This is a genomic window from Phormidesmis sp. 146-20, assembly GCF_052939475.1.
On record NZ_JBJPHT010000038.1, the window covers coordinates 1 to 16700 of the forward strand.

General features: G+C 50.1%; 13 protein-coding genes. 10 read left to right on the forward strand and 3 right to left on the reverse strand.

Annotated features, from left to right (window positions below; all coding sequences use genetic code 11):
* Window positions 1-51: 51 nt before the first annotated feature.
* Both ACKFKH_RS23535 and gltB read right to left on the reverse strand, forming a co-directional pair.
* Complete coding sequence (locus ACKFKH_RS23535; protein ID WP_446860797.1) at window positions 52-870, reverse strand: Uma2 family endonuclease; 819 nt, start codon at window positions 868-870, stop codon at window positions 52-54.
* Window positions 871-1156: 286 nt separating this feature from the next.
* The gene (gltB, locus tag ACKFKH_RS23540) at window positions 1157-5812 is read right to left on the reverse strand and encodes a glutamate synthase large subunit (protein ID WP_446860798.1); all 4656 of its coding nucleotides are present in this window, start codon (window positions 5810-5812) and stop codon (window positions 1157-1159) included.
* Window positions 5813-6557: 745 nt separating this feature from the next.
* On the opposite strand from gltB, the gene ACKFKH_RS23545 reads away from it, so the two are divergent.
* From ACKFKH_RS23545 to ACKFKH_RS23590, 10 genes are all read left to right on the forward strand, one after another.
* Window positions 6558-8471, forward strand: a complete 1914-nt coding sequence (locus ACKFKH_RS23545) for a phosphodiester glycosidase family protein (protein ID WP_446860799.1) — start codon at window positions 6558-6560, stop codon at window positions 8469-8471.
* Window positions 8472-8623: 152 nt separating this feature from the next.
* Entirely contained in the window at window positions 8624-9043 is a 420-nt protein-coding gene (locus ACKFKH_RS23550) for a cupin domain-containing protein (protein ID WP_446860800.1), read from the forward strand.
* Between the two features lie 97 nt (window positions 9044-9140).
* Entirely contained in the window at window positions 9141-9533 is a 393-nt protein-coding gene (locus ACKFKH_RS23555; RefSeq protein ID WP_446860801.1) for a HesB/IscA family protein, read from the forward strand.
* A 126-nt stretch (window positions 9534-9659) separates the two neighbouring features.
* Window positions 9660-10046, forward strand: a complete 387-nt coding sequence (gene rpsL / locus ACKFKH_RS23560; protein WP_446860802.1) for a 30S ribosomal protein S12 — start codon at window positions 9660-9662, stop codon at window positions 10044-10046.
* Window positions 10047-10242: 196 nt separating this feature from the next.
* The gene (gene rpsG, locus ACKFKH_RS23565; RefSeq protein WP_446860803.1) at window positions 10243-10713 is read left to right on the forward strand and encodes a 30S ribosomal protein S7; all 471 of its coding nucleotides are present in this window, start codon (window positions 10243-10245) and stop codon (window positions 10711-10713) included.
* A gap of 71 nt (window positions 10714-10784) precedes the next feature.
* Window positions 10785-12875 (forward strand): elongation factor G, encoded by a 2091-nt coding sequence (gene fusA / locus ACKFKH_RS23570; RefSeq protein WP_446860804.1) that lies wholly within the window; start codon window positions 10785-10787, stop codon window positions 12873-12875.
* Window positions 12876-12899: 24 nt separating this feature from the next.
* Entirely contained in the window at window positions 12900-14129 is a 1230-nt protein-coding gene (tuf, locus tag ACKFKH_RS23575; RefSeq protein ID WP_446860805.1) for an elongation factor Tu, read from the forward strand.
* A gap of 128 nt (window positions 14130-14257) precedes the next feature.
* Window positions 14258-14575, forward strand: coding sequence for a 30S ribosomal protein S10 (gene rpsJ, locus ACKFKH_RS23580; protein ID WP_446860806.1), 318 nt, complete (start codon window positions 14258-14260; stop codon window positions 14573-14575).
* A gap of 158 nt (window positions 14576-14733) precedes the next feature.
* On the forward strand, window positions 14734-15387 hold the full coding sequence (locus tag ACKFKH_RS23585; RefSeq protein ID WP_446860807.1) for an LON peptidase substrate-binding domain-containing protein: 654 nt from the start codon (window positions 14734-14736) through the stop codon (window positions 15385-15387).
* Between the two features lie 61 nt (window positions 15388-15448).
* A complete protein-coding gene (locus ACKFKH_RS23590; RefSeq protein ID WP_446860808.1) occupies window positions 15449-15631 on the forward strand; it encodes a hypothetical protein in 183 nt (60 codons plus the stop codon).
* 172 nt (window positions 15632-15803) lie between these two features.
* Here ACKFKH_RS23590 and pheA read toward each other — a convergent pair whose 3' ends face one another.
* Window positions 15804-16643: a prephenate dehydratase gene (gene pheA, locus ACKFKH_RS23595; RefSeq protein ID WP_446860809.1), complete on the reverse strand. Its 840-nt coding sequence runs from the start codon at window positions 16641-16643 to the stop codon at window positions 15804-15806.
* Window positions 16644-16700: the final 57 nt, after the last annotated feature.

Sequence of the window (16700 nt, forward strand, 5' to 3'; positions counted from 1 at the left end):
CGTCTCATGGTGAGACGATTAGCTGCTTAAGATTTACTTTATAAATTAGCTCTAAAGCGTCTCTAAGTCAATTCCTAACTCGCGCAATTTCTCGGCAAGTCGTTCTTTCTGAAGGCGTTCGTTCTCGATTTGGGACTGTGCTGCTTCTAATTGCTGTTGTGTTGTTTCTAGTTGCTGTTGCGCTGCTTCTAGTTGCTGTTGCGCTGCTTCTGCCTGTCGCTCTGCTGCTTCCGCCTGTCGCTCTGCTGCTTCTGCCTGTCGCTCTGCTGCTTCCGCTAGCCGCTGTGCCGCTTCCGCCCATTCGTCAGGCGTGGGAAGGAGTTGTCCTTGACGGCTAAAGAATCGAAGCTGACGCTGATGGATGCCCAGATAAAGTTCGAGCTGTTGGCTCCAGAGCCAGCCTTGAGAATCGGGCTGTAGCGCTTGATATTCGCCAGCCATCAGCCGAAATCCCTGAAATTCCAGCGTATTAGGGTCAAACCAAAAGTATTCAGGCGTGCGGAAGGTGTCTTGATAAATTTGCTTTTTGAGACCGCGATCGACCTTCGCCGTACTGTCTGACAGCAACTCGATAATCACGTTGGGATATTTGCCGTCTTCTTCCCAGACAACCCAACTTTTGCGGGTTTTCCGCTCAGTGCCCAACACGACGAAGACATCCGGGCCGCGAAAAAATTCAGACTTGAGTTGGCGAGGGCTGTAGTAGATGGTCAGATTGCCAAAGACGTAGAAATCCTGGCGATCGTCCCACCACAGTTCCAAACATCGAATTAAAAGCAGCAGTTGCCGCAGGTGGAGTTCGCTTTCCAAGGGGGGTTCGTCGCTGTAGATGTCACCAGGCGGAAAAACGATGTCTTGAGACAGGGACATCACTTTAGGCTCGTAAAGGTACTTTTAGTTTAAGACTTAGCCTACAAAAATGGGTCGCTGGCTGTAACCAATGACCCAAAAAGTTTCTTCGCTTCGATGCTGTCCCGCCCTGCACTGGAAGTACGGGCTAGCTGAGGAAAGTCCACTGAAGGGACTCCGGAGCCATTTCAGCGTCTTGAGTCCGTTTCAACGGAGTTCGCACGGGTAGCCCGGATTTCAATCCAGGGCGGGTGAATGCCATGAACAACACCTGTTCAAACATCCTCTTAACCAGATTGAGACTCGCTCAAGAGGCGGGGGTTAGTATCTTTTCAGTCGTCACTTCGGGATTGGCTTCGGGGGTGTCTTTCTCAGATGGAGGTACGACTTGCCAGAATTTGAGCAAATAGGTTGACCAGTCCGCCAAGATCGCTTTGGCTTTGGGGCTGCCTGTACGATCGCGATGCGCTTCGATCAATTCCTTCAACTGCTGCTCACCTGCTGGAGAAATCACCCGCTGGACTTTGACAATCTCTGGGTTGACCTTTGCTTGAAAGCTGCCGTCTTCGTCCAAAAAGTACGCTAAACCGCCTGTCATGCCTGCGCCCACGTTGCGACCGTTGCGACCGAGAACGACGATCGTTCCCCCGGTCATGTATTCGCAGCAGTGATCGCCGACTCCTTCAACCACGGCTTGAGCTTTCGAGTTGCGGACTGCAAACCGTTCTCCCGCTTGACCATTGGCGAATAGACTGCCGCCTGTGGCTCCATACAAGCAGGTGTTGCCGATGATCACATTCAACGACGGATCGTAGGCTGCGTCAGCGGTAGGCTTGATGATCAGTTCGCCGCCGTGTAAACCTTTGCCGACATAATCATTGGCTTCACCTTCTAAAATCAGCGTCATCCCAGGCAGATTGAATGCACCAAAACTCTGACCGACACTGCCCTGGAAGATGAGCGAAATTTGACCACCAAAGCCCGTGTTGCCATACTGTTTGGCGATCGTTCCCGCAATCCGACTGCCGACGGTGCGATCGGTATTCACCACTCGAACGGTTTTTGTCACACTGCCCTGATCCCGAATCGCGGTCTGAATGTCAACATCCCTGAGCAAGTCATCATCCAAAACTGGCCCATTGCTGTGAACAGATTCATGCGTCAGCCAAGTGCGATCGTTTCGGGTATCCGGTAGCTGAGTCAGACAATCTAGATTCAGGCTTGTGGTTTTAGTCAGGTTAACTTCACGAGGTTTCAGCAAATCGGCACGACCAATGATCTCATTCAAAGAGCGGTAGCCCAGACGCGCCAAGAGCGATCGCACTTCTTCCGCAACAAAGTAGAAGAAGTTGACCACATGCTCAGGCGTACCGGGAAAGCGTTTCCGCAGTTCTTCTTTTTGGCTGGCCACGCCGACCGGACAGTTGTTGGTGTGGCAGATCCGCGCCATAATGCAGCCTTCAGCGATCATCGCGATCGACCCAAAGCCATATTCTTCACCGCCCATCAGCGCTGCCATGACCACATCCCAGCCCGTTTTGATGCCGCCATCGACTCGCAGGGTGACGCGATCGCGCAGTTGGTTTTGCATGAGAACGCGGTGAACTTCGGTCAAGCCTAATTCCCACGGACTTCCCGCATGTTTGATCGAGCTTAGAGGAGAGGCACCCGTTCCGCCGTCGTGACCAGAGATTTGAATGATATCCGCGTTGGCTTTGGCGACCCCAGCGGCGATCGTGCCGATTCCCACTTCGGCGACCAGTTTGACGGACACCTGAGCCAATGGGTTGATTTGGTGCAGGTCAAAGATTAGTTGGGAGAGGTCTTCGATCGAGTAAATGTCGTGGTGAGGCGGCGGAGAAATTAGAGTGACACCGGGTTTCGATCGGCGCAGCATCGCAATATAAGGGCTGACTTTGGGGCCAGGAAGCTGTCCACCTTCGCCCGGTTTTGCGCCCTGAGCCATCTTGATTTCGATCTGCTTGGCGCTCATCAGATATTCAGGAGTTACACCAAATCGACCAGATGCTACCTGTTTGATTGACGAATTAGCGGTGTCACCATTCTGCAAGCCTTTCAGATGAGGCAATAGGGGAGACAAGCCTTCGTTAACATCATTGAGAACATTAAACCGAACCGGATCTTCGCCGCCTTCACCCGAATTGGATTTGCCACCGATGCGATTCATGGCGATCGCTAACACTTCGTGCGCTTCGCGAGACAGGGCACCCAGCGACATCCCACCCGTACAGAACCGTTTGACAATCTCAGCCGCAGATTCGACTTCTGAAATGGGCAGAGAAGGACGATCGCTCTTAAAGTCCAATAAGTCGCGTAGCGCCGTCAGCGGACGGCCTTGCAGATGTTTTTGATACAGGTCGTAATGGTCGAAACTCTTGGTGGCGACGGCTTTATGCAAATGTTTCGCCAATTCGGGACTGTTCATGTGATACTCGCCACCGGGACGATATTGCACAAATCCGAAGTTTTCTAGCTTTTTGGCATTCAGTTCAGGAAAAGCGCGAGAGTGGAAAGACAGCACTTCTTGAGCCAGATCCGTCACGCTCAAACCGCCCAACCGAGAAGCCGTTCCGGTAAATCCCAGGTTGAGCAAATCAGAACCAATGCCGATCGCTTCAAAAATCTGCGCCCCGTGGTAGCTCGACAGTAGCGAAATCCCCATCTTAGAAAGAATCTTGAGCAGACCGTCTTCGATCGCTTTTCTAAAGTTTGCCTGCACTGCTGACAGACTGGCCGCTTTGATTTTGCCTCGTTCCATCAAGGCTTTGGTACGCGAATCAGACCACCACTGACGCACCGTTTCGAGCGCCAAATAAGGACAAACCGCACTCGCACCGTAGCCAATTAGACAAGCAAAATGGTGAGTACTCCAGGCTTGAGCGGTGTCCGAAACGATCGAAGCCTTCATCCGCAAGCCCTGACGAATCAAGTGATGGTGAACGGCTCCCACAGCCAGCATCGGCGGAATGTAGCTGTAATCTGTGTTGAGATGAGTGAATTGGCCAGAGGGCGTGAGGCGATCGCTCAACACCAAAATTTTCTGACCCGCCCGAACAGCCTCCGTTGCTTTCTGACAAAGTTCCGTCACAGCACGTCTCAAACCTTCAGGGCCATTGGCGATCGCAAACAACGTCGATAAGTTAGCCGTTTCTAGACCAGACTGCCGCACCTGCTTCAGATCGCTGTCATCCAAAATCGGTGACTCCAGCATCAGCAAATTGGCATATTCGGGCCTGGCTTCTAGCAGGTTGCCGCGTTCTCCAAGCTGCATGATTAGAGACATTACGAGCTTTTCACGCAGGGGGTCGATCGGCGGATTGGTCACCTGAGCAAAGCGTTGCTTAAAGTAGTCGTAGAGCAAGTGAGGTTTTGTAGACAGTACGGCCAGTGGAATGTCATCGCCCATACAAAAGGTCGGTTCTTTGCCTTGAGCCGCCATTTCGTGAATGATCATTTCCACATCTTCAGACGTGTAGCCAAAGGCGGTTTGATGACCCAGCAGGGTTCGACCATCCATCAGCGTCGTTTCGGTTGGCGGTTGAGCGGGAATGTTGCGGCGCTGCTTTAACCAGTCGCCATAGGGATTTTCGGACGCGACTCGCTGCTTGAGTTCCCAGTTTTTGAGAACTTCATGAGAATCGAGATCAAAGGCAATCATCTGTCCCGGACCTAGTCGGCCTTTCTCAATCACGTCTGACTCTGGAATGTCCACTACGCCAGCTTCGGAAGCGACCACAATATATTGATCGGTCAGACAATAGCGAGCCGGACGCAGACCATTGCGATCGAGCGTTGCCCCCACCCGTTTTCCATCGCTAAACACCAGCAGGGCGGGCCCATCCCAGGGTTCTTGAATGCCACTGTAGTATTCGTAAAAATTGGTGATTTCGGGATGATCCGTCAGGTCGGGCTGATTTTTGTAAGCTTCTGGCACCAGAATCATCAAGGCTTCCATCGGACTGCGCCCCGATCGCACCAGCAGTTCCAGCACGTTATCCAGATTAGACGAATCGCTGTTTTCAGGATTGACGGTCGGCTTGAGCAACTCGACGCGATCGCCCCAGTGAGCATGAGCAATATCCGCCTGCCGCGCCACCATCCAGTTCACATTGCCCAACAGCGTGTTGATTTCGCCATTGTGACCGACCAATCGCATCGGTTGCGCTAGATGCCATTTGGGTAACGTATTGGTGCTAAAGCGACGGTGATAAACCGCAAAAGCGCTCTTGTAAGCAGGATTCTGCAAATCTTCGTAAAAAGTGCCCAAAACCGCCGATCGCACCATGCCTTTGTAGACGATCGTTCGGCTTGAAAACGAGCAAAAATAGCACTCTGACACACCCGCCTTGTTGGTTGAGGTCGGATTGAGAATGCCATGAATCCGTTTGCGAACCAGATAAAGCTGCCGTTCTAGCGCGTCTCCTTGAAGCTCAGACTGCACGACCAGTTGCTCAATTTGCGGTTGATTTTCTCTCGCCTGAATGCCCAGCAGATTTGACTTGACAGGCACCACACGCCAGCCCAAAAGCGTCAGCCCTTCTTCGGTGAGAACCTTTTCGATCTCCTGTTTTGCTGCCGCCACATCTTCTGACTTTTGGGGCAAAAAGACCATACCGACTCCTACCTGAGCCGTTTTCAAGGCTGGAATCTCCTGAGACGCTGCCCACTGCTGCAAAAGCTCCCACGGAATCGCCGTCATCACCCCGGCCCCATCTCCAGAGTCTTGATCGGCGCTGCATCCTCCCCGATGTTCGAGACAAGCCAGTGCAGACAACGCTTTAGTGATTAGATCATGAGTGGCACTTCCCTGACGATCGGCAATCAAGCCCACCCCACAGGCATCCCGCTCTTCTATTAGCCACCGCTGCCCCGCATACCCTGCGTCTGATACTGAGTTGGGCTTCTCAAAATTTGCACTTGCTTTGATCATGGGATGGTTCATTCCGTTCATTTCAATGAGAATTTTGTTCCTTCTAAGAAGAAATCGGGACGACGCTGGGATGCCTCAAGCGATCGAGGCATTCATGGCTAAAAAACTAAAAATTTAAGTCGCTAGAAGCTTTTGTGAAAAAATCGAGAAACGCATGACATAGATCACACAATCAATCAAAAAACAATGCTAGTCAAGTCTACTGACCAACATAAGTGAGAAGTCCATTTTGATCACAGACAAGACTACTCCAGACTCAGCACTGGTCGTACATCACACGTTCAGCAGGTTTGCAGACCTAAACGCTTGACGCTCTCACTAGCCTGTTTAGATGGTTACTCAGTAACTCGAAAACCACTTGATTTGAGAAGGGATGAAGTAAAAATATTATAAAAAATCCCTTCTGCTGGCAATCCCTGTGGTAAGAAGCCTTTTGGAAATCTAAATTCATCTGGGAGCAATGTACGAAGGCAAATTGTCTCAAAAGATGAAGAACAATCGACTGGGGAGATTTACTATGCTAATTCATATTTACTTCATACCATGCAGGGCTGGAGAAAAGGCCAGTCTGAAAGTCAGTGTTTCTTGATGAGACGATCGACTAGCCCAAAAGACTGTCGTTTTAGTTTGGACAAGTCACTCAAAAAACTTCACAGAAATAAATCTCTCCCCTTAAAACCAGACGAGTCGAGTAAAATGCGCCTCAACCGTCATCCAAACGTCACTTTTCAAGAAGCGCAGAACGATAAGGAAGCCTGTGGTTAGGATCAAAACTAGTTATCTTCAAATTGAGAAGCCATCTCTTCGAGTTACCCGCAAGGGATCGCTTCAGCGTACAAGACTCTTCAACTTAAGATCGGTAGCCTGGCTTACGATCGCCCTCTTCCTAACTGCCCAAAAGCCTGGAGCTGCTGATGCTCCGATCACTCGTCCATTAGACTTTGCGCCACCTGGACAGAGCCAACGATCGCCCACTCCCCAACCGCTCAACTTCAACCCGCCCACTCCTCAAAAGCTAGCGCAGGCTCAGGGCAGCCAAATCTCGCTCAATGGGCGCACCTTCAATCTGCCCTGGACTCAGTGGCAAACGGGCACAACTACCCGAATTGGTCTAAGTGACGCAGCCTTAAACCAGTTATTTGGAGCAAATTTGTTGAGTACCTCGGATGTCATGAGACAGCCGATCGAGTGGTTTCCCACTGCTCAAGGGTCAATTCTCTCGACTCGCCTGGCCGCGCCGCTTCGCTACTTAGATATCACCACTCTAGCGCAGCAGTACGGGTGGCAAATGCAGGCATCGGGTCAAAGTCTACGCATCAATACCCCGACTGCAAAACTGGTTGGAATTCGTCAGGGACAGCAGCCATTTGGCGATCGCATTGTGATTGATCTCGATCGTCCCGTTCCCTGGCAGGTCGATCAGCAAAGTCAAGAATTTATCCTGACCTTGGATGCCCAAACTGATCCCGCGTTCGTTCAAGCGTTCAAGCCCAAGGTGACAACTCAGGTCAAGTCGCTCAAAGTGGAGGCGGGGTCAAATCAAACAACGATTCGCTTAGGGATTCCGATTACGCAGCGATCGCAGATTTCAACTTTGTCGAATCCAAGTCGTATTGTGATTGACCTGCGATCGGACTACTTGCCCAACCTAAATATTCTCTGGTCAAGCGGACTGCGCTGGCGACAGCAAACCTTAACCGTGGGATCGTCGCGATTCCCTGTCATCTGGCTTGAAGTCAATCCACGTCAGCCAGGCATGAAAATCCGCCCCATTCTCCCCAATCCAACTGTTGTAGGAACTGCGCCCCTAATCCAGACGGCTCGACAGTCTCAAGCGAGCGCTGCCATTAATGGAGGCTTCTTTAATCGTAATAACCAGCTACCGCTTGGTGCAATTCGTCTTGATGGGCAGTGGCTATCTGGGCCGATTCTCAATCGTGGCGTTTTTGCCTGGAATGAAACGGGTGAAACAAGGTTCGATCGCCTGACGCTGCAAGAAACGATCGTCGCTTCCAATCAGCGCATTCCCCTTGCTACGCTCAACAGTGCTTATCCCCAAGCTGGAATTTCTCGCTATACAGCGGTTTGGGGTGCCAGCTACACCACGCTGGGTGACAACGAAATCTTGATCACGGTTCAAAACAATCAGGTCACGAATCAACAGCCTGGAGGCAAGGCAGGGAGTGCTTTTGCAATTCCGACGAATGGCTATCTGCTGGTGGCTCGATCGAGTGCAAATGCGGCGGCTTTGTTAACGATCGGCACGTCGCTCCAGCTAGAGAATATCTCCCTCCCTTCTGACCTCAGTTCCTACCAAAACATTGTGGGAGCGGGGCCGTTGCTGATTCAAAATCGTCAAATTGTATTGGATGGCAGACTTGAGAAATTTAGTGAGGCGTTCATTCAAGAAACTGCTGCCCGAAGCGCGATCGGACAGACTTCAGACGGCACCCTGCTCATCGTTTCGGTTCACAATCGAGTCGGCGGCAGAGGCGCAACCTTAAGTGAAACTGCTCAGATGATGTCTCAATTAGGAGCCGTAAATGCACTGAATCTGGATGGAGGAAGTTCGACCACGCTTTACTTAGGAGGTCAAATCCTCGATCGTCCCCCTCGCTCATCAGCCCGTGTCCATAACGCTATCGGCGTTTTTCTTCCTGCAACTCCCTAGAAAAACTCCGTGAAGAATTTGTAAACTTCTTCTAAATGGTTCGATTCGCGGTGGTATCCCTCAAAAGCGTTTGTTAGTCTGATTGGTTGGCAAAGGTTCTGGATTTCTAACGACAGTTAAACAAACTAAATTCAGTGTAAAGGAGAGGAACGGTGGCTCAACCTCAAGAGATTATGCAGACTCCCACGCTCACATTATCGACATCGACAACTCCTCTCAAAGGAGCCGCAGCAACAGAACTTCGTCCTTGGGGTTCTTTTACGATCCTGGAAGAAGGACGCGGCTACAAAATCAAGCGCATTGAGGTAAAGCCAGGTCATCGCCTGAGCCTGCAAATGCATCATCACCGCAGCGAACATTGGATCGTTGTTTCAGGAACGGCAAGAGTCACCTGTGGCGAAGCAGACTTGACCCTCAGCAGCAATCAATCCACTTACGTTCCTCAATGCACCGCGCATCGTCTAGAAAACCCTGGGGTGATTCCCCTGATTCTCATCGAAGTTCAAAACGGCGAATACTTGGGCGAAGATGATATTGTGCGTTTTCAAGACGATTACTCGCGCGCTCAGTAGAGGTCTCAAAGCAATCTTCAAGATATTAGTTTCAAGACATTAATTCCAAGACGATAAATAAAACGGGGCTATCAGAACGGGTCGCCTCGTTTATTTTTTGTCGAAAAGTCTTCTCCGTCACGGTACGATCGCCCCTACAGTTTCGTTAGCGATTCGTATGATTCATCTCAGTCAATCCGCCGCCGATGAGGTGATGCGACTTAAGTCACGTCAAAAAAGTCCGCAGGTTTACTTTCGAGTGGGTGTGGCGGCGATCGGATGCTCTGGTTTGTCCTACATCACAAAATTTGAGGAAGTCGCGCAGGTCGATGACCAGATTTATGATTGTCAAGGAATTCGAGTCGCGATCGACCCACAGAGCCTCCCCTATGTCAATGGTTTAACGCTAGACTATTCAGAGGATCTCATGGGAGGAAGTTTCCGCTTTCATAATCCCAATGCGTCCCAACACTGCGGCTGCGGAACGTCTTTCTCTGTTGTAGAACGGTGAGATCTCCTGAACTGTAGACCGATCATCTGTGGTCATCCATAAAATGTGTTTGACAGTGACGCAGACAGATTGGTATGCTCAATATTTGTTGAAAGTTGGAACAGTCAAAGCTGCCTACGCCAAAAAATGCCCACAATCCAGCAACTCATTCGTACTGAGCGCAACAGAGCGCAAAAGAAAACTAAATCTCCGGCGCTCAAGAGTTGCCCTCAGCGTCGTGGTGTCTGTACACGGGTCTACACGACGACCCCCAAAAAGCCTAACTCCGCCTTGCGTAAAGTGGCGCGGGTTCGCTTGACCTCTGGTTTTGAAGTCACAGCTTACATCCCAGGTATTGGTCACAACCTCCAAGAACACTCTGTTGTGATGATTCGTGGCGGACGGGTGAAAGACTTACCCGGTGTTCGCTACCATATTATCCGTGGCACCCTCGACACCGCAGGCGTTAAAGACCGCAAGCAAGGTCGTTCCAAATACGGTGCCAAACGTCCCAAGGCAGCCGCAGGTAAGTAGCCTGAGAACCTCATTTTTTGAGCCTCTCGCTTCCTCCTCCAGCTAGCCAAACCTGCTGGTTGAAATAGTTGAAAACAGCTTTGAAGGAAGATGAATCTTTCTCAGAGCCGTTTGTGCGCTGTAGTTCCTGCCGTATGTTCAGCTCAAAAAGTTGAATTTTCACAAGCAATCCTGATTTCTTTCTAAAAGGCTTACTATGTCCCGTCGCGTTGTCATTAAAAAGCGTCCCGTTCCGCCAGATCCGGTTTACAACTCTCGTCTCGTCAGCATGACGATGCGAAGAATTATGAAGAGTGGCAAAAAGTCATTGGCTTCCCGCATCATCTACGATGCCTTTGAAACCATCAAAGAGCGGACAGGCACAGAACCTCTCGAAGTGTTTGAACGGGCTGTTCGCAACGCAACGCCTCTGGTGGAAGTCAAAGCCCGTCGAGTCGGGGGTGCTACCTACCAGGTGCCGATGGAAGTCCGCCCCGATCGCGGTATTGCTCTTGCCCTACGCTGGTTGATTCAGTTTTCTCGTCAACGCCCTGGTCGCACAATGGCAGCCAGACTAGCGAGTGAACTGATGGATGCTGCTAACGAAACTGGCAACGCGATCCGCAAACGGGAAGAAACCCACCGGATGGCCGAAGCCAACAAAGCTTTCGCCCACTATCGTTACTAAAAAGTTAAAATACTTAATAGAAGCAGTAGTGTAATTTATCGACTCATGCGGCAGAGACTAAGGAGGTAGCTGTGGCTCGTACAACCCCACTCGAACGAGTACGCAATATCGGAATTGCAGCCCACATTGATGCGGGCAAAACAACGACGACTGAGCGAATTTTGTTCTACTCAGGGGTCGTTCACAAAATTGGTGAAGTTCATGAGGGGACTGCCACTACGGATTGGATGGAGCAGGAGCGTGAGCGCGGCATTACCATTACGGCTGCCGCTATCAGCACTAGTTGGAAAGACCATCAAATCAATATCATTGACACGCCTGGGCACGTTGACTTCACGATCGAAGTCGAGCGCTCTATGCGAGTACTAGATGGAGTAATTGCGGTGTTCTGCTCGGTGGGTGGTGTGCAGCCTCAGTCTGAAACCGTGTGGAAGCAAGCCAATCGTTACAACGTTCCCCGCATTGTGTTCGTGAACAAAATGGATCGGACAGGTGCAAACTTCTACAAGGTCTACGAACAGGTGCGCGATCGCCTTCGGGCAAACGCAGTGCCGATTCAAATTCCAATTGGTGCAGAAGACAAGCTGAGAGGTATTGTGGATTTGGTGCGGATGCGCGCCTACGTCTACAACAACGACTTGGGAACGGATATAGAGGAAACTGATATTCCTGAAGACGTTTTGGCACTAGCCCAAGAATACCGGACTAAGCTGATTGAGTCCGTCGCAGAAACCAGCGATGCTTTGATGGAGAAATACTTCGCAGGGGAAGACCTGACCGAAGCTGAAATTAAAGCAGCACTGCGAAAAGGGACGATTCAAGGCGTAGATGGTGAGTTTCTGGTACCCATGCTCTGCGGTTCTGCATTCAAGAACAAGGGCGTTCAGTTGATGTTGGACGCGGTGCTAGACTATCTGCCTGCTCCGATCGATGTGCCTCCGATTCAAGGCTTGCTTTCTGATGGCACCACGGTTGAGCGAAAAGCAGACGACGCTGCCCCCATGTCTGCGTTAGCATTCAAAGTCATGGCAGACAAATTTGTGGGTCGTTTGACTTTTGTGCGCGTCTACTCTGGCGTGTTGAAGAAGGGTAGCTATGTGATGAACTCTTCCAAAGGCAAAAAAGAGCGCGTGTCTCGGCTGATTGTTCTGAAAGCAGACGATCGAATTGATGTAGATGAGCTTCGGGCAGGTGATTTAGGCGCAATTCCAGGACTGTCAGACACATTGACTGGAGACACCCTTTGTGACGAAAACGCGCCTGTGATTCTGGAGTCCTTGTTTATTCCTGAGCCTGTAATTTCCGTCGCGGTCGAACCCAAAACTAAGCAGGACATGGAAAAGCTCTCCAAAGCCCTCAAAGCTCTGTCAGAAGAAGACCCAACCTTCCGTGTCAATATTGATCAAGAAACCAATCAGACCATCATCGCTGGAATGGGCGAACTTCATCTGGAAATTTTGGTCGATCGAATGCTTCGCGAGTTCAAGGTAGAAGCAAACGTGGGTGCTCCGCAGGTCGCGTACCGCGAAACTATTCGTAAGGCTGTGAAATCTGAAGGGAAATTCATTCGTCAGAGTGGCGGCAAAGGGCAATATGGTCATGTTGTCATCACGGTCGAGCCAGGTGAACCAGGGAGTGGCTTTGAATTTATCTCTAAGATCGTCGGTGGTACCGTTCCCAAAGAATATGTTGGCCCCGCCGAGCAGGGCATGAAGGAGGCCTGTGAATCTGGTATCCTCGCTGGATATCCGCTCATCGACGTGAAAGCCACTCTAATCGATGGGTCGTACCACGAAGTTGACTCCAACGAAATGGCATTTAAGATCGCAGGCTCAATGGCGATCAAGGATGGAGTCATGAAAGCTTCACCTGTCCTTCTAGAACCTGTCATGAAGGTCGAAGTTGAAGCTCCTGAAGATTTCCTGGGCACCGTTATGGGCAACCTGATTTCTCGCCGAGGTCAGATTGAAGCTCAGGGCGTTGAACGGGGAATTGCCAAGGTCTCAACCAAAGTTCCATTGGCGGAGATGTTTGGCTATGCCACCGACATCCGGTCTATGACGCAAGGACGAGGTACGTTTACAATGGAGTTTAGCCATTACGAAGAAGTGCCTCGTAACGTGGCTGAAGCCATCATCGCAAAGAACAAAGGGAACGCATAATTCAGTCAAGAGGAACAATAATACATGGCACGCGCAAAGTTTGAACGGACAAAGCCCCACGTTAATATCGGTACGATTGGTCACGTTGACCACGGTAAAACTACCTTGACTGCCGCAATTACAATGACACTGGCTGCATTGGGTCAGGCGACAGGTAAGAAGTATGCTGATATCGACGCGGCACCTGAAGAAAAGGCGAGAGGAATTACGATTAACACTGCTCACGTCGAGTATGAGACAGCCGAGCGTCACTATGCTCACGTAGACTGTCCAGGTCACGCTGATTATGTGAAAAATATGATCACAGGCGCGGCTCAGATGGATGGTGCAATCTTAGTTGTATCGGCGGCAGATGGCCCAATGCCCCAAACTCGTGAGCACATTCTGTTAGCGAGACAGGTTGGCGTTCCTCGTCTAGTAGTTTTTCTGAACAAGAAAGACATGGTGGATGACGAAGAGCTGCTAGAACTTGTGGAACTGGAAGTTCGTGAGCTTCTTAGCTCCTATGACTTTCCTGGTGACGAAATTCCTATCACTGCTGGCTCTGCCTTGCAAGCTCTAGAAACGATGACTGCCAATCCCAAAGCGGGTCGTGGCACTAATGAGTGGGTTGACGCTATCTACACCTTGATGGATACAGTTGACGAATACATCCCAACTCCTGAGCGCGAAGTCGATAAGCCCTTTTTGATGGCGGTTGAGGACGTTTTCTCGATTACGGGTCGGGGAACTGTCGCAACAGGAAGAATTGAGCGAGGTACAGTCAAGGTTCAAGATGATGTAGAACTCGTTGGCATCAGAAACACCCAGAAAACTACCGTTACTGGGATTGAGATGTTTAAGAAGAGTCTCGATCAGGGCATGGCAGGAGACAACGCGGGAATTTTACTCCGGGGTTTGAAGAAGGAAGACATTGAACGTGGAATGGTGCTTGCAAAGCCTGGTTCCATTACACCTCACACCACCTTTGAATCTGAGGTTTACATTCTGAAGAAAGAAGAAGGCGGTCGTCACACTCCTTTCTTTCCTGGATATCGTCCTCAATTCTATGTGCGAACCACTGACGTAACTGGAACTATTAGTAACTTTACGACCGATGAGGGTGGTGAAGCTGAAATGGTCATGCCAGGTGATCGGATCAAAATGACCGTTGAACTGATCAACCCGATCGCGATTGAACAAGGAATGCGCTTTGCAATTCGTGAAGGTGGTCGGACTGTGGGCGCAGGCGTAGTTGCCAAGATCCTCAAATAGCTTCTACAAAGGTTAATCAGCTATCAGTGGTCAGCAATTGAGTTTGGCTGCTGATAGCTTTAGACTGTTTACACTGGGCACTTGTTCAGACCCGTCCAATATCGTTTATTCAGAACCTAGACAATCCAATGGCAACGATTCAGCAGCAAAAAATTCGGATTCGTTTGAAAGCTTTCGACCGTCGGCTTCTCGATACCTCTTGCGAGAAGATTGTGGACACAGCAAATCGCACTAACGCTACAGCGATCGGCCCGATCCCTCTCCCGACTCGTCGCCGTATTTTCTGCGTATTGCGTTCTCCTCACGTTGATAAAGATGCTCGTGAGCATTTTGAAACTCGTACTCACCACCGCATTATCGACATCTACCAGCCTTCCTCGAAGACGATCGACGCTTTGATGAAGCTTGATCTCCCGGCTGGAGTGGATATCGAAGTGAAGCTTTGACCTCTAAAAAGTAGAAGCTGATGAAATGCAGGGGGCAAAATGTCTGTCGCCCTGTGTTTTGTGTTTGTGAATTTTGACAGAAACCCTGAGTCTGCTTCAATTCCTCAGTCTGAATGGGCTAGAGTAAATAAAGGAGCAGTCTTTTTATTTGGTAAGTAATGGCATCTTCGTCATCGATCGCGGTTCGAGAACTTCCGCTTTTTCCTCTACCTGAAGTCGTTTTGTTTCCGGGTAGACCGTTGCCCTTGCATATTTTTGAGTTTCGCTACCGGATCATGATGAATACGATTCTGGAGAGCGATCGTCGATTTGGTGTTTTGATGTGGGATCAGGTTCAGGGTAAACCTGCTGCGGTGGGGTGCTGTGCTGAGATTATCCAATTTCATCGCTTGCCGGACGATCGGATGAAGGTTTGGACGTTGGGACAACAGCGCTTTAGAGTGCTGGAATACACCCGCGAAAAGCCTTACCGAGTTGGTCTAGTTGAGTGGATTGAAGACCAGCCGACGGATCAGGATTTGCGACCATTGGCTAACAATGTCAGTCAGCTCCTTCAAGATGTGGTGCGATTGTCTGCCAAACTGACGAGTCAAGAAATTGAGCTTCCTGAGAGCATTCCTGACCTACCCACTGAGTTGTCTTACTGGATTGCTAGTAATCTCTATGGGGTGTCCGACGAGCAGCAGTCGCTTCTAGAAATGCAGGATACAGCCGCCCGATTGGAGCGTGAGTCAGAAATCTTGACCTCAACCCGTAACCATTTGGCAGCACGGACAGTTCTCAAAGATACGCTTGGCGATGTTTCTGAGTAAGCTTGGGCAGTGACTACTCCAGATTTTGTACGCGCTCACCGTCATTCAATTCACCACCATAGTGAGATTTTATCAAGCTCAAAGTGCGGCTGCTTCTACTGTTGCTCAATATTCTTGTCATCAGCTATTGAAGCATGGACAGACGAATGGGAGGGAGTCGGTCAAACTGCTCTATGTCCCAATTGCGGCATTGATTCAGTCCTTGGCTCAGAGTCTGGATATCCTATCACTGCTGAGTTTTTGAAGAAAATGAATTCACACTGGTTCTAAATTGTTTCTTTTTTGTCGGTGGTGATTGCCTAATCACTTTTAATGGTTTGAAGCGGTGACTTCTGAACAATTGATTTCTTCAAGATTTGGATGCCTCATCATCCACTTCGATAACAAATTACTGAACTTTAAGCAGTGCCGTTGGCTTATTCGATCGCCACAATGTCATAGCTGCCAAAGATTTTGAGCGTTTCGGTGTAATGGGTCAGTTCCTCTAGTGCAGATTGAATTGGGGATTCCCGTGCATCGGCTTGCAGGTCGAGGAAGAAGTGATACGTTCCGCGTGCGCGTCGGGTGGGACGGGATTCAATGCGAGTCAGGTTGATGTTGCGTTGGGCAAACACTTGTAAAGGCTTGACTAATACTCCGGGCTGATTGGCGCTCATCCCAAAGGCGATCGACGTGTGGGTGCCTCCAGGAGACGAATCGAGACTCAGCACTAAAAAACGAGTGCAATTATCTGGGTAATCGTTGATGGGACTTGCAAGAATTGGCAAGTTGTAAAGTTGAGCCGCCCGTTGAGAGGAGATGGCCGCGATCGTGCGATCCTCCCTCAAATGCTGGAGCGCCTCGGTGGTAGAATTTGCAGCAATTAATTGAGCTGTAGGCAAAAACTTATCAAGCCATTTCTGACATTGTGCCAAAGCTTGTGGATGGGAGTAGACGGCACGAATCTCTTCGAGACGGTCTGCATGAGACATCAGAGCATGGGAAATTGGCAGGACAAAGGCCCTTTGAATTTGCAGCTTATCTAACTGCCAAAGATTGTCAAGCGTCATAGTGACACTGCCTTCAATCGAATTCTCTACAGGCACGACAGCATATTGAACTTTCTGGTCGGCGGCAGCTATCAGCGTTTGAGCAATGCTGGGATAAGGGCAAAGAACAGCATCTTGTCCATTCTGTGTTAACCACTGCACAGAAGCGAGGGCGGCGGTTTCTGCATAAGTGCCAGCCGGGCCTAAATGAGCGATCGAGATTGCCATCGCGGTTCACTTCTACTGAGTATTACTGAAATCTTGATCTAATTAAGCCCATACGAT